The sequence below is a fragment of the Frigoribacterium sp. CFBP 8754 genome (assembly GCF_014841815.1).
In the GTDB taxonomy this organism is placed as follows: Bacteria; Actinomycetota; Actinomycetes; order Actinomycetales; family Microbacteriaceae; genus Frigoribacterium; species Frigoribacterium endophyticum.
Genome location: NZ_JACYUO010000009.1, coordinates 42,292 through 62,613 on the forward strand (window position 1 = coordinate 42,292; position 20,322 = coordinate 62,613).

General features: G+C 65.1%; 18 protein-coding genes. 7 read left to right on the forward strand and 11 right to left on the reverse strand.

The features are described from left to right. Positions 1-401 precede the first annotated feature (401 nt). Entirely contained in the window at positions 402-4,334 is a 3,933-nt protein-coding gene (locus IFT72_RS16780; RefSeq protein WP_192046953.1) for an RHS repeat-associated core domain-containing protein, read from the reverse strand. A gap of 881 nt (positions 4,335-5,215) precedes the next feature. On the opposite strand from IFT72_RS16780, the gene IFT72_RS15125 reads away from it, so the two are divergent. Both IFT72_RS15125 and IFT72_RS15130 read left to right on the forward strand, forming a co-directional pair. Continuing rightward, positions 5,216-5,725 carry a hypothetical protein gene (locus IFT72_RS15125; protein WP_192046954.1) on the forward strand — a complete coding sequence of 170 codons (510 nt, stop codon included), beginning with the start codon at positions 5,216-5,218 and terminating at the stop codon, positions 5,723-5,725. A gap of 210 nt (positions 5,726-5,935) precedes the next feature. Continuing rightward, complete coding sequence (locus tag IFT72_RS15130) at positions 5,936-6,196, forward strand: hypothetical protein (protein ID WP_192046955.1); 261 nt, start codon at positions 5,936-5,938, stop codon at positions 6,194-6,196. Positions 6,197-6,228: 32 nt separating this feature from the next. On the opposite strand, the gene IFT72_RS15135 is transcribed toward IFT72_RS15130, so the two are convergent. The 10 genes from IFT72_RS15135 to IFT72_RS15180 form a co-directional block, all read right to left on the reverse strand. Next, positions 6,229-6,573, reverse strand: a complete 345-nt coding sequence (locus tag IFT72_RS15135) for a DUF2274 domain-containing protein (RefSeq protein ID WP_192046956.1) — start codon at positions 6,571-6,573, stop codon at positions 6,229-6,231. Next, on the reverse strand, positions 6,570-6,854 hold the full coding sequence (locus tag IFT72_RS15140) for a ParA family protein (RefSeq protein ID WP_192046957.1): 285 nt from the start codon (positions 6,852-6,854) through the stop codon (positions 6,570-6,572). The genes IFT72_RS15135 and IFT72_RS15140 overlap by 4 nt, the downstream gene beginning before the upstream one ends. 609 nt (positions 6,855-7,463) lie before the next feature. Next, positions 7,464-8,240 carry an AAA family ATPase gene (locus IFT72_RS15145; protein WP_192046958.1) on the reverse strand — a complete coding sequence of 259 codons (777 nt, stop codon included), beginning with the start codon at positions 8,238-8,240 and terminating at the stop codon, positions 7,464-7,466. A gap of 497 nt (positions 8,241-8,737) precedes the next feature. Next, positions 8,738-10,708, reverse strand: a complete 1,971-nt coding sequence (locus tag IFT72_RS15150; RefSeq protein ID WP_192046959.1) for a hypothetical protein — start codon at positions 10,706-10,708, stop codon at positions 8,738-8,740. A gap of 177 nt (positions 10,709-10,885) precedes the next feature. Next, positions 10,886-11,236 (reverse strand): hypothetical protein, encoded by a 351-nt coding sequence (locus tag IFT72_RS15155; protein WP_192046960.1) that lies wholly within the window; start codon positions 11,234-11,236, stop codon positions 10,886-10,888. A gap of 3 nt (positions 11,237-11,239) precedes the next feature. Further along, entirely contained in the window at positions 11,240-11,890 is a 651-nt protein-coding gene (locus IFT72_RS15160) for a helix-turn-helix domain-containing protein (protein WP_371741319.1), read from the reverse strand. Next, complete coding sequence (locus IFT72_RS15165) at positions 11,887-12,189, reverse strand: hypothetical protein (RefSeq protein ID WP_192046962.1); 303 nt, start codon at positions 12,187-12,189, stop codon at positions 11,887-11,889. Before IFT72_RS15165 ends, IFT72_RS15160 begins: the two co-directional genes overlap by 4 nt. Then, positions 12,189-13,367 carry a M23 family metallopeptidase gene (locus tag IFT72_RS15170; protein ID WP_192046963.1) on the reverse strand — a complete coding sequence of 393 codons (1,179 nt, stop codon included), beginning with the start codon at positions 13,365-13,367 and terminating at the stop codon, positions 12,189-12,191. The genes IFT72_RS15165 and IFT72_RS15170 overlap by 1 nt, the downstream gene beginning before the upstream one ends. Beyond that, positions 13,364-13,858 (reverse strand): hypothetical protein, encoded by a 495-nt coding sequence (locus IFT72_RS15175; RefSeq protein ID WP_192046964.1) that lies wholly within the window; start codon positions 13,856-13,858, stop codon positions 13,364-13,366. Before IFT72_RS15175 ends, IFT72_RS15170 begins: the two co-directional genes overlap by 4 nt. A gap of 20 nt (positions 13,859-13,878) precedes the next feature. Continuing rightward, a complete protein-coding gene (locus IFT72_RS15180) occupies positions 13,879-15,237 on the reverse strand; it encodes an AAA family ATPase (protein ID WP_192046965.1) in 1,359 nt (452 codons plus the stop codon). A gap of 398 nt (positions 15,238-15,635) precedes the next feature. Here IFT72_RS15180 and IFT72_RS15185 point away from each other — a divergent pair, with 398 nt between their 5' ends. The 5 genes from IFT72_RS15185 to IFT72_RS15205 form a co-directional block, all read left to right on the forward strand. Further along, complete coding sequence (locus tag IFT72_RS15185; protein WP_192046966.1) at positions 15,636-16,253, forward strand: DUF6668 family protein; 618 nt, start codon at positions 15,636-15,638, stop codon at positions 16,251-16,253. Between the two features lie 23 nt (positions 16,254-16,276). Continuing rightward, complete coding sequence (locus tag IFT72_RS15190) at positions 16,277-16,591, forward strand: hypothetical protein (RefSeq protein WP_192046967.1); 315 nt, start codon at positions 16,277-16,279, stop codon at positions 16,589-16,591. A 37-nt stretch (positions 16,592-16,628) separates the two neighbouring features. Beyond that, positions 16,629-17,366: a hypothetical protein gene (locus tag IFT72_RS15195; protein WP_192046968.1), complete on the forward strand. Its 738-nt coding sequence runs from the start codon at positions 16,629-16,631 to the stop codon at positions 17,364-17,366. Between the two features lies 1 nt (position 17,367). After that, positions 17,368-19,038, forward strand: a complete 1,671-nt coding sequence (locus IFT72_RS15200; protein WP_244634600.1) for a type IV secretion system protein — start codon at positions 17,368-17,370, stop codon at positions 19,036-19,038. 10 nt (positions 19,039-19,048) lie between these two features. Further along, on the forward strand, positions 19,049-20,322 hold a 1,274-nt coding region (locus IFT72_RS15205; RefSeq protein ID WP_192046969.1), incomplete at its 3' end, for an SCO6880 family protein.

Genomic DNA, 20,322 nt, shown 5'->3' on the forward strand with positions numbered 1-20,322 from the left:
TGGGAAGGACTATGGGCCTCTGGAACTGTCTAGAACTTTCCTCTGCGCGTGATCGCAGATTGAAGAGGCAGTAAACAGCGATAAGCATCGTCGCAGCGTCTCCACCTGGGTGAAGGTAGTGCTCGACTTCCTCGTGAAGATCGTCGCCGCTGCAATCGTTCAGGTGGTCAAGNGACGCTAGTTTTGTCAGTCACGCTTATCGGAACGGGGAGTCGTTCCCCTTCTCTTTTGCAGAAGCATCCATGATGCGGTGAACAAGACAAGAGCAGCGAATACGACAAAGCAAATTCCTGCGGGCACACTGTTTTCAGCCAATTGCCAAATGCCCAGAGCCATGAATACGAGGCCGAAGCCGACAGTCAGACCGATTGTCTCTCGGGCGAATAACTTGACGAATAGCTTCATGCCAACCCCAATCCACATCCTCCACCAAAGGCAATTCCAAGCGCGATTCCCGTGCCTAGCGGCCCTGCTGGAGTAATTGATGCAGCGCCAATTCCAATTATGCAAGACGCGGCAGCGCGTTTTTGAGCAGCCGTAGCCCTCGGAACCATCGGCGCGGATCGGTTCACGCCGTTTCGATCGGTATAGCAGCCCACACTTGCTGAGCAATATCCCGTGTACTTACCTGTCGGATCCGCGCCGTTGACAGGATCGCCGCCAGCGTAGCCGTATCTATTGGCGTTCCTAGGGTCGAGGGGTGCGTCGAGGGTGTCTCTCTGGGTCCAGGTGCCGGTGATGGCGAGGTACCAGCGCATGCCGAACTTGACGAGCACGCCGTTGTCGGTGCGGCTTCCGTTCTTGAATCCGTAGGGGTTCTGCTGCCACTCATCACTGGTTACACCGGCAGTCACAGTTTGCGCGCCGTAGGGGGCGTAGGACACCTGGAACGCGGTCGTGCGGGTCTCGGTGAGGAGGCCGACCTGGTTGCCGATCGCGTCGACGAGGTACAGCCCTGTGACACCGTCCGCCGTGGTCAGGTTGAGCGCCTGGCCGGTGAGGGGGTCAGTCATGACGCTTGAGGTGCCGGCGCCGCTGGTGGTCTGCGCCACGATCTCCGGAACACCCTGGCTGTCGTTGCCGCCATAGACGTACCCGTAGGAGGTGCCGCCCGTAATTTTCTCCGTGAGGAGCTGATTCTGGTCGGTCCCGGCGTAGGTGTAGGTCGTGGTGATGCCATCTCGGGTGGAGGAGGTCATCTGCTGGGCACCGTTGTAGGTGTACGTCGACCCCGGTGAGGCGGTCAGGTTCCCCGAACCGTCGTAAACGTACCCGGCCGTGGTGATCTGGCTGGCGGCGTTGAAGGTGAAGTCGTTGACTGCGGCGTTGGCACCGGTGACGGTCTCACCGGTGCGGTTGCCGTTGGCGTCGTAGGAATACGTCCAGGTGCTGTTGGACGCGCCGCCAGCCTGGGTGGCGGATGTCAGCCGACCTGTGGTGTACGCGTACGTGGTGGATTGGCCGGAGAGGTTGTCGCGGGCCCACTGGATGGTGTCCCGGTCACTGCCCGCGGTCGCAGTGCAGGTGGGTGCGGTGGTGCTGGCCTGGTAGCAGTAGCTGGTATCGAACACCGCGGTGTTGCTGGCGTTCCCGGTCCCGGTCCAGGCACGGATCTGGCTGATCCGGCCTGAGGAGTCGTAGCTGGTGGTGGTCTTAGCCGCCCAGAGGGTGTTGTCGGCGTTCGTGGCGAGCCACGTGTCCGTCCGACGGCCCTTGTCGTCGGTGGCGTACCGCTGCGTCGCTGTGCCGGCCCCGTCGGGGTAGGTGCTGCTGGTGAGCTTCCCGGAGGCATCGTAGGTATGCGTCGTGGTGCCGCTTTCAGTGGCGACAGAGGTCTCGTGGGAGGCCTTGTCGTACCCGAAGCCGATCGTGCCACCACCGGCAGTGTTCACCGTCGAGATGAGGCGATTCTGCTGATCGTAGGCGTTAGTCACGGTGCCGGTGCCCGCAACTTGACTGGTGAGATTGCCGTTGGTGTCGTAACGGTTTGTTACCCGCGGGGTGCCGTCCGAGAACACCGTCTGTAGCAGCCGATCCGCTAGGTCGTAGGTAAACGTCGTCGTGTTCCCTCGACCGTCCGTCTGGGTCTTCTGGCGGCCGTAAGCGTCGTAGGTGAAATCCTTTACCCCGAGGCTCGTGCCAGTGGGCGGGGTGATGGTCGACAGTTGCTTGTTGGCGTCGTAGGCATATCGGGTGGGGTTGCCCTCGTTCCCGGGCGCCGTCGCGGTCTTGATCGTGCCGTCCGCGTTGTACTCAAGCTTCGCCGTCGCAGACAACGCGCCACTACCAGTGGTGGTCGACATCTGGTTACCGGCCCCGTCGTAGCCGTAGGTGGTCGTCTCGCCCGATGAGCCTGTCGACGTAGCCGGTAGATAGGCCGTCGCAGCGGACGAACCATACGTCGCTGACGACGAAGAACCTGTTGCAGATTGCACCTTTGTCAGGGACTGCTGGTTGTTCGCCCCAAACGTGCCCGTCGTAGTCGAAGCAGAAGCGCCACCCCCGGACGTTGCCGTCTTCACGGCGTTGTTCGCGGCGTTGTACGTTGCGGACTGCTCACGGCCCGCAGCATCGACTGCCTTCGTGACCAGGTTCGTCGCTGAATCAAGGGTGTACCGGGTGAACGGGACCGCCGTGACGGCAGCGGCTGGGTCCGTGTTGGCATCCGCGACGAGGGTCTCCGTGTTGGAGGTGTAGCTGAGCCTCGTCGTTGCTGTGCCTGGGGATCCTGCGGTGGTGTTTTGCTGGTCGATCCGAGTAACTCGGTCGTTGTCGTCGTAGGTGATTGTTGTTACGCCACCCTGAGGGGAGGTGATCTTGGTCAAGTCGCTACCGGTGTACTCGAAGTTGGTGTTCGAATAGAAGACGTCCGAGAACGAACGGACGTTCCCCGAGCTGTCTTTTCGGTAGGACACCTTTCGCGCGCCCGGTACGGTCCCCTGCGTGAAGGACGTCAAGTCACCAGAGAACGCCACGGTGGCCGTCCGGGCAGCGGTGGAGCCAGCGGTTGAAACGATCCTGGTGAGCTCGAAGCCGTTCCGGCTGAATGTCGTGGTGTTGTTGTTCCGATCAACGATCTTCGTCGGCTGCCCTGCGAAGTTGAAGTACATCTTCTGGTTTGTTGCCCAGCCGGACATGACGTACTCCGTCGAGGTCCGCTGCAGGGTCTGCTGAAGTCCCGCCGGCGAGGTGAAGCCGCCGTTCGTACCGCTGGGGGTGAACTGCCACGTGGAGCCGTCCGCCGCGATGTAGGCGACGCCCTTGCTGTTCGAGGAAAGAGATCCGGCTCCAGCGAGGCTGTACTGCCACCGGTTCGCATCCGGCAGGTTCGAGTCCGCAACCAGGGTGCTCCGGGAGTTGTAGGTCGCACCGATCGAGGTGCTTGAGGTCACGCCTGGCAGGCTTAGCGCATTGGTGGTCACCATGAGGTTGCCTGTGGCCACGTCAACCTGCGCGGACGTTTGATCGCTAATTCCGAAGGTCAGGTTCGTGGCGGACGGCCGGGATCCTGTGAGGTTGGTTGTTTCTGGCCCCATGGGGAGAGAGATGTACCAGCCCTGCAGATCCACCTCGAACTTCTCAGTGGTGGAACCGCCGTTCCAGAGCCGAATTTTTCCGTTCGACCCCACGGGAACGATGACTGTGTTGGAGCGACTTCCCTGAGGCTGGTAGGTCACGGACGTGAAGGGAGTGGGTCGGCTGACGCCGTCGGCCCACATGACCGCCCCACCGCCGGCAGTGGTCTCGTGGTGGGAGGTCAAGGTGACAGCAACGGCGCTCAGGCCCGAATCCACAGAAGGAACACCTGCTGTGCCGGCAACTTGAATGGCTACTTCTGACCCCGCGGCGATGGGAGCGTTGCCTGCCAGTGAGTTGAAGAGAGTTCCGACGCCCGGGGTAAATGCTCCTCCCGGGTTCGTCTTAGCGAAATAGCCCTGGACCTCGACAACGAGGTCGACGGTGCCGCCGCCTCGGTTCGTGACGGTCAGCTTGCCGTCCGTACTGAGGCCGACCTGGGCGCTCACCGTGCTCGGAACACCAGGCTCTTTCGAGTACGTCAGGGACGTGTCAGGAAGAGCAGCACCTGCTGGCGACGGTGTTAGGTACCCACTGCCGCCCGAGTTGTTGATGCCGATGAGAGTCGTCATTACTGCGGAAGCGCCGGCGGGAACCCCGGCGTTACCAGAGACCTGGAACGTCACTGCCTGGCCCGGTGTCAGCTGAGCAATGGGTGCTCCAAGGCCCGAACGGGTGTCGACAATGCGGGAACCAGGAACAGGGACGTAGCCGCCATCAGCAACTCCGGATTCCACTGACGTGTAGTAGCCCTGCACGTCCAAGATGATGTGCACCGGGGCAGCTGCGTGCAGCTGAACGGTCCCGTCGGCCGCGAGAGGAAGTACCGCGGTACCTGAAGTCGTGTCTTTCGTTCCAGCTGCTCCTGTGCCGCCGTAGGCCAGCACGGTAGTGGACGGGGACGATGCGTCCTTTCGAGCGTCGAGTAAGCCGAGCGTGGTGTCGACTGCCGTCACCACAAGGGCAACAGCTCCAGCTCCTGACGCTGGCACTCCGCCCTGTCCTGCGACCTTGAACGTCCGCCAACTGTTTTGAGGGATAGGAGTCGTGAACCCGCCGAGACCACTGCGGGTGTCTGCAATGCGGGCGACAGCCGGTACGTACTGCCCTCCCGAGCCGGTACTCACTGCCTGCGCGCTCTCGGTGGGACCGAGAACAACTAGAGATGTTGCTACGACACTTGCCGCGATAAATGCGGCCAGGAACATGGTGCGCGAACGACGCGCTACCGAAGAAATAAGCACGAGGCCTTCCCCGCAACGCACCTCACGGCCACGCTGCCTTATGAACCGGCACCCCACCGGAACAGATCCTTAGATCATGCTCAAGCTATTCACAAACAGCAGGCTTGAAGTCCCCCACAACGGGGGCCACCTGTTACACGAGTGAGAGCAGCCCAAGACGAGGTCACGCTGATCTCATGCCCCGGCCCGGCGACTCAACCGTCCGGTTAGCGAACGCCTAACGGGCGCCCGATACTTCTGGCGACCGAGACCCAGATCGACGCAAACCCGATTTCGAACCGATCTGGGTCTCTAACTGCGTCCTCCGGCTTCGGCCCGAGGAGCTCTTTCGTAACGCTGCGCCTCCGGCTCCCTGCATCTGATCAGCGGGCGTCGGTCGCCGTTACGCTCGGCGCATGAACGCAGACACGCAAAACGCTCTCATCGGCTTTTGGGGTGTCCTCATCGGGGCCGTGCTGTCGCTCGTGGCCTCAGTCGTGGTCCCGTGGGTCCGAGACGTGCTCGATCGCAAGCGCGTGGCGCGCGAGGTCACCGAAACGGAGCGTCAGGAGTGGCTGCTCAGCACGATCGCAGCGCTACTCGAGGTGCGTCAGACACGAGGAGGTGAGGGCTACAACCCGTCCGGCGCAGCTATGGCCAAGTTCGGGAACGCCCTCAACCAGTTGACCGTCCGTCTGGCCAAGGACGAGCAACCCGTGCTCGACGTCATCGTTGCCATGCTGGCGATGGTGCAGGAGCCTCGACCGGGCGTAGAAATGCTCGTCGGGGAGTCCATGGTTGTTTTGACCCTGTGGGTGCGCGGGGACATTTCCACAGACCACGTCATCCGGGAGGTCGAGGCTCGTGCGGGCGTGATGTTCTCCGATGACAGGAAGACTGTCGGCGTCGTTCGCAAGCCAGCTTAACCGGCGGCTGGCCGGGTTCTTCAACGACATCCTCTCCCACGCGGTTGCCCAGTTGGTGGAACTGTTCGGGGTGGGGCGGGCGACGGTCTACCGGGCGCTCGAGCGGTACCGGGCAGCCACGGATTCGGCCGTGACACTCCCCCGGGCCGACGCCTGATCTGTTCGACGTATTCCAAGAGCCAGGGCCGGTGAGGCCGTACTGTGCTGGCCATGACCTCGCTGGCCGAAAGTGCCTATATCCACCGCGACGTGCCGGTCAATTCATATGGCGGAGGCGGTGCATGGCTGTTGACTCTCGCACCAGAAACCGGCGAGTCCACTACCGTCATCCTGCCGACCCGCGATCTCCACCACGACCCCGTCCCAGAAGCAGACGAGCGCCTGAGAGCCGAGGGCTACCGAGCCGTCACGTGGCACTCGAGCGGCGCAGAGCGCTGGGCCACGGACCTTGAGGCACTAGACGGCCAGTAGCGTAAGTCCGTAGTTACTGAACTACGGACGGTCTAGTCATCGACCTGAACGCGAACGCGGCGGGCGATGGCTACCTGCAGCTTGTCGTTTTCCAGTAGCTCCGCAACGAGGGCGCGAGTGACGTGCACGTGCGCGACGCGGACGCGGACGCGGCCCTGAGTCTCTGCAAGGCCCGCGGCATAGTCGATGAGCCCTCGGTAGACCTGGGGCGACAGGTCGGCGGTGATGCGTACGGGCTTGGCTCGGATGACGCTCGGCCGGGGTGCCGGCGTCGCCTCGGCGGCGGGTGCCCCTGGCTCGTGCTGCTCGAGCGTCGTCGACGCGGCTCTCTGCGTTGCGCGGGCAGCTCGTGCTCGCAGCTCTTCGGCCTTGGTCATCGTCCTGCTCCCAACGTCTCGATCTCCTCGGCGGCATCGGCGTACCTGCCGAGGTCGGTGACCGGGCCACCGAAGGCCTGTGCGATGGGCTCTCTCCGAGGAATGGTCGTCGACAAGACCGTGTGTCCTTCATCGGTCATCAGCTCGCGAAACATTGGCGTGCTGTTGGCGTTAGTGACAGTGCGGTTCATCAGCACGGCCGCGACCAATGGCGTCGCGCGCAGCGGCTTCACGTCGTCAATCGCGGCCCATACCTCGGGCGGGCGTTCGTACTCGCCCACGGTGGACGCCATGCAGACGACCGCGACGTCAGCGATGCGAAGGCCTGAGGAAACAATGCCGGCCTGGTCCTCGAGCGGAGGCGTATCAATGGCCGCTTACCGGCGAGGCGGCATTCACGTCGTAGCGAAAATCGACCGCGCAGTTCGATCCCTTTGCAATCCCACAGTCGTCTCCGATGAGCTCGCACGACTTGTCGTGGATAGTCACCAGATCCATCTGGAACCCGGCCAACCCCGTTGGCCAGTAGCTTCGTGGACCGCCGCCTGCCGACGACACTCTAGATATAATTCTGTCTTTACGTAATTACTTTGTAAGTCGGTCACGGATGGCTTCGTCGAGGAAGTCGACCATCGTGCCCCCGTGTTCGGAGATGTACTCGTCCAGCTGATCTCGGAGTGAGATCTCGATTTTGCTGGAGAAGGGCTCCATGCGCCGAGCACTGCGCGGCCGCCCAGGCCCCCGCCTAGTGGGCGCGTGGGTTGGGGTCGATTCCTCTCGCCCCAGCTGCGCCTGGCTAGTTGAAGTACTTACCGGCTGGGGTGGCGTCGTGAACGATTCCACGACGTCACGCTGCGGCGCCTTCTGTAGCGTTTTGCGCTCGATGACCATCAGTTTCCTCCGTTGATGCGTTTGGCGTGTTGGGTGAAGTACTCGAAGAGAATGGCTGCCCCTCGGGTTCCCACCTTTGCAAGAGGCACTCCACCGCTTTGGGAATCCTGCATGGCTGTTCGTAGAGGCAGGAACGGCTCGTGAACCTGGTCGCCGAATGCCTCGAGCAGCTGCTCGATCTGGAACTTATGCTCTGCTGTGCGCGGAGAGCTGACCTTGTTGACGATGATGCCGCTGAAGACGAGGTCAGGGTTGAGGTAGGGCGCGCTCTGAATCTTTTGGACTGTTTGAAGGAACTCGGCCACTCCCCGCACGGAGTACGCCCCTGGTTCAGTTACGACGACGACGTTATGAGCGGCGATGAGGCCATTCAGGGTCAGCCTGCCCAATGCGGGGGGGAGATCGATTAAGACGTGGTCGTAGGCGTCCAACTCCTGCGACGACTGAGCTGCAGCTTTCAGGCGCAACTCCGCGCCAACAAGACTTTCAGTGTCGATTCGAGCTAGGTCTTGGGACCCGGGAACGACATCGATTCCCTCCCAGCTGGAGGCGACTGCAGCTTGGCCCAGGGTCCCCATGTCGCCGGCGTAGAGGACGTCGAAGATGTTGAAGTCGCCGACTCCCCCGAGGGTGTCAGTGATGTCAGCTTGAGGGTCGAGGTCGACAACGCAGACGCGCTGGCCGAGTAACGCAAGACCAGAGGCGAGGCCGAGAGTTACGGAGGTCTTTCCAACTCCGCCTTTTCGGTTGCCAATAGCTGTTATTTTAGGTGACACGAGTAGATCCTTCCATACGTCAATACATCTAGACGTAATTAATAACTAAGCCCAACCACCAATTTGGGAGCGCGAGTGAACAGCCTCATGACTGTCGATCTGTCTAACAATCCGTAAAGACGTAATTAATAGTCTTTGGAGCCATCCAACTGATGCGGGCGGATTGACGCGCGTGCGTCAATCCGTCAAGACGTAATTATTACTTGTTGCGGCCATCCACTCGATAATGGCTGATAGACGTGCGTACGTCAATCCGTCAAGACGTAATTACTCTTTCCTAACGGCCCGGTTTTCTCAGCCGCTAAGCGGCCCAGCACCGTGCACCGTGGTCAATCCGGAGGTAATTACTAAAGAACACCGAGCGATCGTTGAAACGGCCCGCTTGCATGAATACATGACGTAGCCCCAAGGAATTGGGCCGGCACGGCCGAGCACGAATGTGAGATCTGCCAATCTGTCTAGACGTATTTATTAAGTACGTCGCCGGTTTCCACCCGTCACTTGAACCGGACTCCTGGTCGCGTGTCCTGTAGCACGAGCAATGCGCTCAACACATGTCCGTGCCGAGCCCGGCCGCCTGGGCCGCGGGGGTACCGAACGCGTGTCCGTTCCTCCAGGCCGGTCAAGGTGAGTTGCTCGAAGCGCCGCCTACGGGGTTTGTGGGCGCCTCTCTGTCGACGCCAGCGGAGTTCGTCAAGCCAGAGGCCCCATCGGGAGCGCTCGGCACGGTAGCGGGCTTCTCGGCGCTCGAGGTACCCGTCGACGTCGAGGGTTTCGGCGATCGGCTCGGGCGTTTGAAGAGTCTGGACCCAACCGCTCCGGGATCGACGGGAGAGCCCGACGGAGATGAGTCGTCCGAGGTAGATCCTGACCTGGCGAACGGTGAACCCAGCTGCGTCAGCGATGACCGTGGCGCTCTGTCCGTGTGTCCTGGTCAAAAGCCGATAGACGTGCCCTGCAGCACGTCCTAGCGAATGGGGTGCTGCGAACGTATCGGTACGTAGGGGAACCAGTCGGTGCTGGAGTTCTGAGATAAGGAGGGCTCGTGAGGTGAGGGCGTCAGGTGGGGGAGGGGTCGGCGCCGGGCGTGCAAGCACTTGTGCGCGAGTTTGCGTCATCTGATCTGTGGAAAACTTGGGATGGAGGCGGAACCGTTGCCCGCGGGCCTTGTCAATGCGTTCCCCGGCGCGTTGGAGCCAGCTGTCGTCGCCTGCGGTGAGGAGGGTCAGGACTTCGCCAACTCGGCGTTCGGACCAGCCGGTGTCGATCGCGAGGCGCCGGGTGTCGGCCTCGACCTCGGTGGACGCCGCCTGGAGCATGTAGACGCACAGGGCGTCGAGTACGGCGCGGAAGACGAGGGAGCCGCGGCCGGTGACGCCTCGGCCGCGGCTGCCGCCCCAGAGGCCAATGGTGAGGTTGGCGCGTTCTTGGACCCGGTCGATCGTGGCCACGACGCCAGCAACACGGGTCGGGAAGGTGGGGTCACTGTCGGCGGCCGCAGGATTGGCCGACACGTACGCCACAGCAGAAGCCCACGTCGACGCCAAGGTCCTTGCCTGCTGCGTGCTGGTGCGGGGGAGACGTTGGGTGCCGGCACGGCGGGTGCGGAGGTGCTCAAGGCCAGCGGAGTGCTCGACCAGGGCGGCGACGTCGTCGTACCGCCACCTGGCGTTCGCGCAGCCAGCGAGGATCGACGCGGCTGCAGCGGACGTGTCTCCTGCCGGCGCCGCATCGAGTAGGCCCCGGACGTACTCGGACAGTTCCCGTCGCGCCCCGAGCAGGTACGGGTGCCCGCCCGGGTCCTTCCGCACATTGTGGGCCAGGGACACGTCCACCGGCTCGAGCTCGGCGCCCAGATCGACCAGCAGCGCATCAAGCGCTGCCACGTCAGCCATCGATGTCGAGGGCGCCAAGAGCGGCTGCAGCGAACCCTGCGGCACCGACATGCCCGACACACGGTGCGGGGCCCCCGGTGGGCGGACAGCACCGCCGGTCTCCGACAGGGGGGAGGGGTCAAGGGAGGGCAGCAACTGCCTCGCCAGGCGCGCGACCCGGTGCACAGCAGCACCCGGGGTGAGCTCGTCGAGGGCGATCCACACGTGCCGGCCGCCCGTGGGGCCGGACTCAGTGACCGTGTGCGCGATCGACACCTCGTGAAGCCAGTACGACAGCCGGGCCGCGTCGTAGGCGGGGCGGCCGTTCTTGGCGTCGAAGTCGAAGCAGATGAATCGGAACCAGCCCGGACGCGACGTCAGCCACATCGCCCAGGGCCCGGCAGGGGCTTCCTCATCCAGGCCGTGGTGGGCGGCGTAGGAGTTCAGGAACGTACCGTCGACGAACTCGGCCGCGCGCTGTACGTAATCCCGCGGGGACAACACTCGAGTAAGTGCCCACGCGTCGTTCGGATCGGCAGTCAGAGATGACGACACGCCGGAGGGTGATTTTTCCGGCGCGGTGCTTGCGCGCACAGAAAAGCTGTTTACACTGATGCCATCACCTTCCCTCGGGATGGGGGTACGACTAAGGCCCGGTGCACTACCGGTTCTTGATCGGATCTAGGAGCTCGAACCCACCTGCTTGGCGGCTACTGGGGTAAGAGCAACGAATTTGAAGAGGCCCGTCGCGGAAGCGGCGGGCTCTTTCGTTTAAGCAGCCGGGATAGGCAACTCCTCGAGCTTCTTGTCGCGGGGGTGCTCGACCAGGGGCAGGCACCCCTGGTCGGCAACGATCTTGGCCACGAGCGCTTCCATGTAGTAGGCAATGGAGACGCCGCTGGCAGCCGCAGCTGCGCGGACCTCCATACGCGTTTCCGGTGACACGCGGCCCTGCAGAAGGACCGTTGGGACGTTCTGGGGTCGGTGGGCCAGCCCACGAATTGCGCTCATGCAGCCATCATGGGTACTTAAGATGCATACGCCGACCTCATCTGGGCGCGTGTCGTGGTTATTTTCCGCGGTATGGCCCGGGACGCGGTGCGGCGTTTCGAGCATCGGCACGGCTTATGCCTCCTCTGTCGTAGGTGACGCGTCGCCCTTGGGTTCAACACCACGACGGGTGCGGGGGATGAACCCGGGGCGCTGGTTGCTGGTCTCTTCGAGGAGGCGTCGAAGGGTGTTCTTTTCAACGCGCCAGCGCCCGCCGGGGCGCATGGCGGGGATGGTCCCGTTGTTGAGCCATCCAAAGATTGCGGGCCGGCTCTTGCCGAGCAGGGCCATGAGGTCTTGGTAGTTGAGGTAGTCGCCGTAGTCGTCGAGGGGATCTGGGTAGGGCTCGTGCTCGGGGACGGGAACGGTCGACGTCGATTCGAGCCAGTCCCGCACCTCGGATCGGAACACGATCCAGGAGTGAGCGATTTGGTGGCCGGGGATAGTTCCTCGGTTGAGCCAGAGGCTTACGGTCGTCTGACCGATCTGCAGTAGGCGCTCGAGGTCCTTGGACTTGAGCGTGACAGGCAGGCTGTCCCAGTAGTCGTCTTGTGCCATGCGCGGGAGTGCAGCTCCGGTCGAGGGCGGGCGTTCGGTCTCCGTCTGATCAGGGAGACGGTGCGCGGGTAGCTCTTCCGGGGCGAACTGCTCAGAATCGCTACCCCTGGGGTTGATTATCCCTTGCTGCTTCCAGTAGACCGCTCCGTCGGGGCTGGTGTCACTCATCGTGGGGTCACTTCGCTCGTCACGGAGCGCCTGGCGGCGGGGGCGAGGTCCGTGATCCTGCCGTCAGGGTGAGCAGCGAGAGTCCATTGTCCGTCGGGGTCGACGGTGGTTAGGCGCACGGGCCGGTGCAGCACGTCCCGGGCGGCGGCGATCGCGTAGGACGTGATCTGCGCGCGGGCGTCATCGACGTTCGCGGGGGTGAGCGGCACGTCGTGGGCGGCGAAGTTAATGTGCGCGGTGCCGTCGGGGTAGACGTTGCCGTGGACGACAGGGAAGTGCGGGATCAGGGCGTCAGCCATCAGAAGCTCTTCTTCTCGCAGTCCTCGCCGCAGAGCGTGACGCCGAAGAGGGAGTAGAACTCTTCGGGGTCGACGTAGCCCTGGGGGCCGCCGATGGTCTGCGACTGGGGGAGGGCGCTGACGCTGTCGTTGGTGGAGCCGTCCGTGTTCACGCGGAGGTCGAGGTGGCAGCCGGTGGAGGGGCCGTTGGAGCCGATTTTTCCGATTTCTTGGCCGCTGCTGACGGCGTCGCCGACGCCGACGGTCATGTCGGATGGGTACATGTGCAGGTAGCTGATCGTGTAGCCCTCGGCGGACTTGATCGAGAGGGTGTACCCGGCGGCGACGGTGACGGTGCCGGCCTGGGAGGCGTAGATGGGGGAGCCGCACGAGTAGCCGGAGCGGCCGGCGGAGGCGCCGGAGACGCGGGTCTGGTAGTCGTACGCGGGGTGCCAGGACGAGGCCCCTGCGGTGGGGCTCTCGCGGGGGCCGTAGTCAGAGGTCTGGTCGAACGGGGCCGTCAGGGGCAGGACGGTGCCACCGGCGGAGCATCCGTTGGTCGGGGCGGCTGTGCCGGGTGTTGCAAGCGGTGTCGGGGTCGCGGTGCTCGAGGCGGGGGAGGTGGTGGAACCGCCGGCGCCACCGGAGAGCTGCGTGACGATGTTCTGTGCGGCCGGCTGGTACTGCCGGTAGTGGAAGGGGTCTTGGTTGATCTGCACGCGGTGGATCGCGATGGTGGGCTCGAGAGTCTCCCAGTTCTCGACGGCCTGCAGGGCCTTGAAGAAGTTGGTGGCGCTGATCGTGGGGTCCATGCGGTCTTCGTAGGACCCCCACGCGCCGTTGCTGCGCTGCTGGAACAGGCCGCGGCTGTCTGGGCCGACTGCGTCGCCGCGGTCGAGTACCTGCAGGGTGGACTCGCCGATGGCGGTCATGATCCCGATGACCTGCGCCTGCTGGGTGAGGCCGAGTGATTCGGCGGAGTTCATGATGTAGGCGGCGTTTTTGAGCTGGTCGCCGGAGAACCCGTCGATCGGGGCGTGCTGTGCGGCCGCGTCGACGTCGACGCTGCCGCCGGTCATGGTGGTGCACGCGGCCGCGGCACTGCCACCGAAGGAGAACACGACGAGGAACACCATGAGGCCCATGAGGGCCGCTGGTGTTCCGATGAGGATCAACAGACCCTTGCCGCCGCCCTTCATTCGTCGTCGGTGGGCCGGATCTCGTTGGCGAGCCACGGGGCGCCGTCGCCGGTGCGCGACAGGGCGACGTTGTACTCGCCGGCGTCCGTGGGGACGAGGACGTTGAGGGCGACGTTGGTGGCGCCGTCGACGATCGTGCCGTCACCGGTGACTTGCGTGGCGGGGATCGTGGTGGGGTCCTGGCCCTCGTAGGCGACTGCGCCTGACTGCGACAGCAAGGGCGTCATCTGCTGCGCCCATTCGTCTGCGGTGAGGGTCGGCTGGGCGTAGACGCTGACGACTTGCTCGGCCGCGGTGACAGCGGAGTTCTGTGACCCCTCGGACGCGTCCGGGGCGGGCTGCGCGGTGGCGTCGTCGTACTCAGCCGGAGTCGACACCGTCGACGTGGGCTCTGCGGTGCGAAGCGGGTCTCGGTCATCGGGAAGTGTAGAGATATCGCCGGGGTTGGAGCAGCCAGCCAGAGTGATGGCGGCCGCGATGATGAGCGGCACGGCTGCCGCGGTCCGGGCGGTCACAGCCCGCCCGCCACGGCGGCGCCGGCGGCGAGCCATGCCCGCTGCGTGTCAGCGCGAAGCCCTCCGTAGTTGATGACGTCGGCGCCGAGGCCCTTGTCGTAGGGGATCGTGACGACGTCGCGGGCGAGGCCCTGGAAGCCGCTGGCCATGCGGGTCAGCTCGGCGTCGGGCAGGTCGTGCTTGTGCTTGCTCACGACGACGACAGCCTTGTCGGCGAGGTCGGCGAAGTGGCCGCCTCGCTCGGCGAGGCCTTCGAGCAGGAGTGCGGCCGATTCAGCGGCCTTGGCCTCACCGATGGTGGGGACGACGATCTGGTTCGCGCGCTCGAGCGCGCGGACCCACATGGGGTCGGTCTCGTCGTTGCCGGAGTCGATGAACACGAGCCGGTAGAACTTGGACGCGACGGCGTGGATCGAGTCGACGGTCGTGGCGTCGAATCGCTGCTGGGTGGCCAGGACCTCGGGTTTTGAGCGGAGGACGTCGTAGCGGTCGCGGGTCTGGTGGTGCACGTAGTGGGCGAGGTCCGCCGACTGGGCGCCGGTGCCGAGGAGCCGGTCGACCTGCGGGAGCAGGTCGAGGATGCTCGCGTCGTGGGGTCCTTGCTCGGTTGACCAGCCCAGCGTGCCGCGGGTCTGGTTATTGTCCCACGCGAGGACGCCGGCGCCGCCGTAGCGGGCGAACACGCTCGACAGGGCGATGGTGGTCATGGTCTTGCCGACGCCGCCCTTGCCGTTGAGGATCGCGATGGTGCGGGGCCCGGGCCAGTGCTGGCTGACCATGCGGCTCCACCCGCGTTCGCGGCGCTCAGCCTCCGACGGTGACATGCGGATGCCGATCCGGGAGAGGGTGCCGCGGATGCCCTGTGTGGCGGGCTCCTCGACCTCCTCGCGAGTGAGGAACGACTGACGCGCTGCACGTCGCGTGGCGGGCGGCTCATCCGCGGACGGCGCTGCGACAGGGGCAGCGGCCTGCTCGACCGGCGACGCGACAGCCGAGACGGGGGCCAGCGCTGCGTCGGTCGCGGCGGGAGCGGCCGGGATGTCGGCGGCGGGTGCTGCGGCAATGGCGTCGGTCTGGTCGAGGTCAGTCAGTGGCTCGGTCACACCGCTCGGGCTGACCGACAGGGTCTGCGTGCCGTAGCGGTCGTGCGTCGTTAGACGCACAGCCCGGTGCATCTGCTCAGCGGTGCCTCGGACGCTCGTGAGGATCGTGCGGCGGATGTCGTCCTCGCTCCCCTCCTCGAACGGCATCGGAACACCGTTCACTACGAGGACGCCGGTGGCACGGCCGTCGGTGGTGGGGGTGATGGTGGCTTCCATGCGGGGGAACGCGGGGATGGTCTGGGTGTCAGTCATCTGCGCCTCTCAAGGTCGGGGTGACGGGTGAGTCAGTCGTGGGGTGGGGGAGCAGGTAGTCGCCCAGACGCCGAAGAGGCGTACGTCCCTCCGCGAAGGAGCGAAAAGATCTTGGACGCGATTGAGGGAGAGGCAGACGACATCACAAACGTCCTCGACCGTGACTAGCGACCCGAACCGGGCTAACTCCAGATGTCGCCAGTCCATGAGCCCTCCCCCCGAAGTGGTTACCGATGGTGCACAATCGTAGAGGAAATCGGAGCAGTGTCCGCAACCTTGCAAAAGATAGTTATATTAGCAGCATGCGCACAAACTAGACCGACGCGTCAGTCCCCAATGTTGGGGACACCGCGGGGGACGGCCGAGAGAGAGACCCGGAAGGGTGAATTGGGGATCGCATGGGCGACGACACGAATCCGTGGGTAACCGGGGGAGTGGCCTCCGAGGACGAGCAGGAGATCCTCCCTGCGGTTCAGTCCACGACTCGTCGTGAAGTGCTGCGGGGGCCGACCGCTCCTCAGCCGACGGCCGTGCAAATGCCCGAGAGCGCCGACCGTCTGCCGACCCGGCAGGTGTTCACCGGCGTCTCGATGTGGTGGCTCGGTGCTCACGGCGGCGCGGGGGAGTCCACACTGTCGGCGCTTGTGCAGGGCTCCCAGCCCGCCGAGCACGCCTGGCCGCTCCCGAACGAGCGCGGTGTCTCCAACCGGGTGACGGTTCTGGCGCGCACGAACTACGCCGGACTCATGGCGGCGCAGCGCGCCGCCCGTGAGTGGGCGGCAGGCACGACCGCCGGCCTGGTCGACCTGGCCGGGCTGGTGCTGGTCGCGGATGCCCCGGGCCGACGCCCCAGGGAGCTCCGCCAGCTCGAGCAACACATCGCCGGGGGATACCCACGGCTGTGGACTCTTCCGTGGGTGGAGGCGTGGCGGATGGGCCCGCCCTCCCCGGATGGCATGCCACGCGAATACCGCGCTCTTCTGGCGGACCTGAACCTCACTGCTTCAACGAACTAGCCCGGCTCGAAAGGATCACCACCATGTCCAACACCCTCCTCGCTCTCGACGTTCTGAACACGACGGCCCTGCAGGCGCAGCACCTCCTCGCGGTCGTCATCCCCGACGGCGACCCCCAGGCCCCTGCTGACTGGGCCGGCAAGTTCGGTCGCATCATCGGAATCGCGAAGTGGATTCTGCTGCCGCTCGCGGTCCTGGCCCTGATCGCCACCGGCGCGATGCTCTTCCGCAACAACCGCCACGAGGGCGGCGAGATCCAGGAGCGCCTGATCAAGATCGGCTTCGGTCTCTTCCTCGGACTCGGAGCGGCATCCCTCGTCGGCTTCGTGATCGCCTGACCGGTTCCCTAGATCCGCCTCAACAGAAAGCACCTACATGAGCAACGCAGAGCAGCCGTTCTACCGACGCCCCGTGTGGATCGTTGTGGCGATCTTCCTTGCCGTAGTCCTCCTAGGCGGCGGCATCGCCGCTGTCACCGGCGTCTTCGGCGGCGGTGACGACGACAACACCGCAGCGCCCACGGCAACGCCTTCAGCGACGTCCGAGCTCCCTGCCGGCGCTGAGTCCGTGTGTGGGCTCGAGGGCTATGCGACCGAAAACGACCTCACTGATGCACCGTCGGCGACGTGGAAGATCGTCGGCAACATGGCGACCCCCCAGGACTCGGAGGTCGCCGGCCCCGGGAGCACGGAGGACGACGGTCGATTTAACACCTGCTTCGCACACACGCCGTCAGGTGCACTCTTCGCCAGCGTGAATTACCTCGCGGCGTCATCGGACTCACGAAACGTCCCGCGCTTGGTCGAGCTTCTTGCAGACGGCCCCGTGAAGGACGAGCTCGAGGCCACGCCGGCGCCCGCATCGGACTCCGGTGACGCAACCCGAGCACAGGTTGCCGGCTTCAAGATCGACTCGTACTCCGCGACGGAAGCGACCATCGACCTCGCCATGTCCTACACAGGTGGGACGACCGACGGCCAGCTGATCAGCATCCCTATGGTCGTGCGTTGGGAGGACGGCGACTGGAAGATCGTCGTTGACGTCAGTGGTTCGCCTGTTGCCCCGGCCGCCCTGTCTAGCTTGGGCGGCTACATTCCCTTCGCAGGGGTCTGACTTGGCCTGGGACTGCTCCAACGCCGCCTACGTCGCGACGCACATCCAGGAGTGCGCCGCGGAAGGCGCCTCGGCCGTCGTGTCGAAGGCTGCGAACGACACCGTCCAGCAGCTCATGAACAATGCGCTCGAGACGTTTGGGAAAATCGTCGGCTCGCTCGGCACGCTATGGGTCAACGTCCCGAGCCCCGAGCTCACGCGTGGCGACGCGGACGCTTCGGGCTACACCCCGACCGAGACCGTCACGTCGAGCTTCGACACGATCCTCGGCTACGTCGCGTGGATCGGCCTGCTGGTCGCCGTGCTGTCAATCATCGGCTTTGCGATCATGTTCATGCGGGCCCGCTCCGAGGAGACCGGGCTGGACAGCCTGGGGCGCCTTGGCCTGATCTTCGGAGGCGTGTTCCTTGTCACGAGCGCCTCGTCGCTGGTGGCCTGGCTGATCCCGACCACGGCTCCGAGCGGGTCGTCGACAACGGTTGGGTTCCTGCAGAGCTCAACCTGGTACATCGTGCTCACAATGGCCGTCGCGTCGGTGATCATCGCCGGCATCCGCATCGCGTGGACACAAAGAGGCGAGCCGGTCCGCGACCTGCTCAAGTCGATGCTGACGCTCATCATGGTCTCGACCATCGGCCTCACCGTCATCCAGCTCGCTGTCTCCGCGGGCGACGCGTTCTCGGTCGGCATTCTCAATGCCGCCACGGACTGCAACGTCGCGGCCGACACCGGGACGTCGTCGTGCTTCGGCACCAACGTCTACGGAATGATCGGCCTCGCCGCGTCGTCTCCCATCGGCACGATCGGCGTGCTGATCTTGGCCCTGATCGCGATCCTGATGACGTTCGTCCAGGTCGCTCTCATGGTCGTCCGCTCGGCCATGCTCGTGCTGCTCGCGGGCGTTCTGCCGCTGACGGCGAGCTTCACGAACACCCCGACTGGCGAGCAGTGGTTCCGCAAATCGCTGGGGTGGCTCATCGCGTTCATCCTCTACAAGCCCGCGGCCGCTCTGATCTATGCGGCGGCGTTCCGGCTCGTCGGAACGGATCTGTTCGCGAAGGACGACGGCGGTGTCTGGTCGATCATGACGGGCCTGGCCCTCATGGTCATCGCGCTCGTCGCACTGCCGGCACTCATGCGCTTCATCGCGCCGATGGTCGCCCCCGCTGGCGGCGGTGCTGCCGGTGCGGCGATCGCGGGCGGCATCGGAGCTATCGCGGGGCAGGGCGCCTCGGGCGCGGTTCGCAAGCTGGGTTCCAGCGCGAGCCGCACGGCGAGCGAAGGCGGTGGCGGTGGCGGTGAGGGCTCGTCGGCATCGGGCTCGACGTCGACGGGTGCTCGTAGCGCCGGGGGTACTGGCGCGTCCAAGGGCGGTGCGGCTGGTGCGAAGGCGGGCGCCACCGGCGCGCAGTCGGGTGCAGCGGCTCAGACCGCAGGGGCAGGTGCCGCGTCCGGTGCCGGTGCTGGCGCCGGAGCGGCCGCGAGTGCGGGCGGTGGTGCTGCAGCTGGTGGTGCCGCTGCGGGTGCCTCCGGCGCGGCTGCCGCTGCGGGTCCCGCGGGTATCGCCGTGATCGGTGCTCAGAAGGTCGCAGAGGGCGCCAAGAAGGTGGCCGATGGCGTCAAGTCCGCGGCCGAGGATTCGGCCGGAGAGGGCCCTTCGGGGTCCAAGTAAGGGGTAGGGCATGAGCAATTTCGAGGGCCGCGCGTCTGCGCGGACATACGGCAACTGGCGCAAGCCCCGCACCCGTGGTGTGGGCGCGCTCGGCATGTTCCCCACGATGTTCGGCTTCGCCGGCGCGGTGATGGTCATCGTCGTCGCCACCAACAAAGGCCTGCCCGCTGGCCTGATCACCGCGGCGATCTTCGCCGGGGTGCTCGCCACCGTTGCGGTCAAGGACAAGCACGGAGAGTCAGGGATGATCCGCATGATGAACCGCCTGGGGTGGATGTTCGCCAAGAACCGAGGCTCGCACCTCTACCGCTCGGGCCCCCTTGGCTTCGCCGAGTGGGGCACAGCTCAGCTGCCGGGCCTTGCCGCCGGGTCGCGCCTGACGGAGCAGCAGGACTCCTACGGTCGTCCTTTCGCTTTGATCGAGGTCCCTTCCAAAAATGACTTCACGATCGTCCTTGGCGCCGAGCCGGATGGGTCGGCCCTGGTCGACCAGGAGCAGGTCGATATCTGGGTTTCCGAGTGGGGCGCCTGGCTCGAAGCCCTGGCCGATGAGCCGGGCCTGGTCGCCGCGTCAGTGACGCTCGAAACTGCACCCGACACGGGCACTCGCCTTGAGTCCGAAGTCCTTGGCCGGATTGACGAGCGCGGCTCGGAGTTCTCCAAGCGTGTCCTGCGGAAGATCGTCGCGACGTACCCGGCGGGGGCTGCGACGATCAAGGCGTACGTGGCCGTCACATTCAATGGGGCGACCCGTACCGGCGGGAACAAGCGCACCGCCGAGGAGATGGGCCGGGAGCTTGCGTACCGGCTCCCGGGCCTGACCCAGGGCCTGTCGTCGACGGGTGCAGGCTCGGCCCGACCCTTGACCGCTCAGGAGCTGTGCGAGGTCGTCCGGGTCGCGTACGACCCGGCGGCCGCGATCCTAATCGACCAGGCCAACGCTGCCGGCCAGCCGCCGGAGCTGTACTGGCCTGAGGTCGGCCCGACCGCCCACCAGGCGTCGTGGGATTCGTACCGCCACGACTCCGCCCTGTCGGTGTCGTGGATGATGTCTCAGGCCCCGCGCGGCAACGTCGGTGAGTCCATCCTGGCTCGCCTGCTCGCCCCGCACCGCGACATTGCTCGCAAGCGCGTGACCATGCTCTACCGCCCGATCGACCCGGCACGGGCCGCGGCGATCGTCGAGGCCGACAAGCGTGACGCCGAGTTCATCGTCGGCTCGTCCCGCCGGCCGACCGGCCGCTCGCGGAAGGACGCCCTGGCGGCGTTCGCGAACGAGTCGGA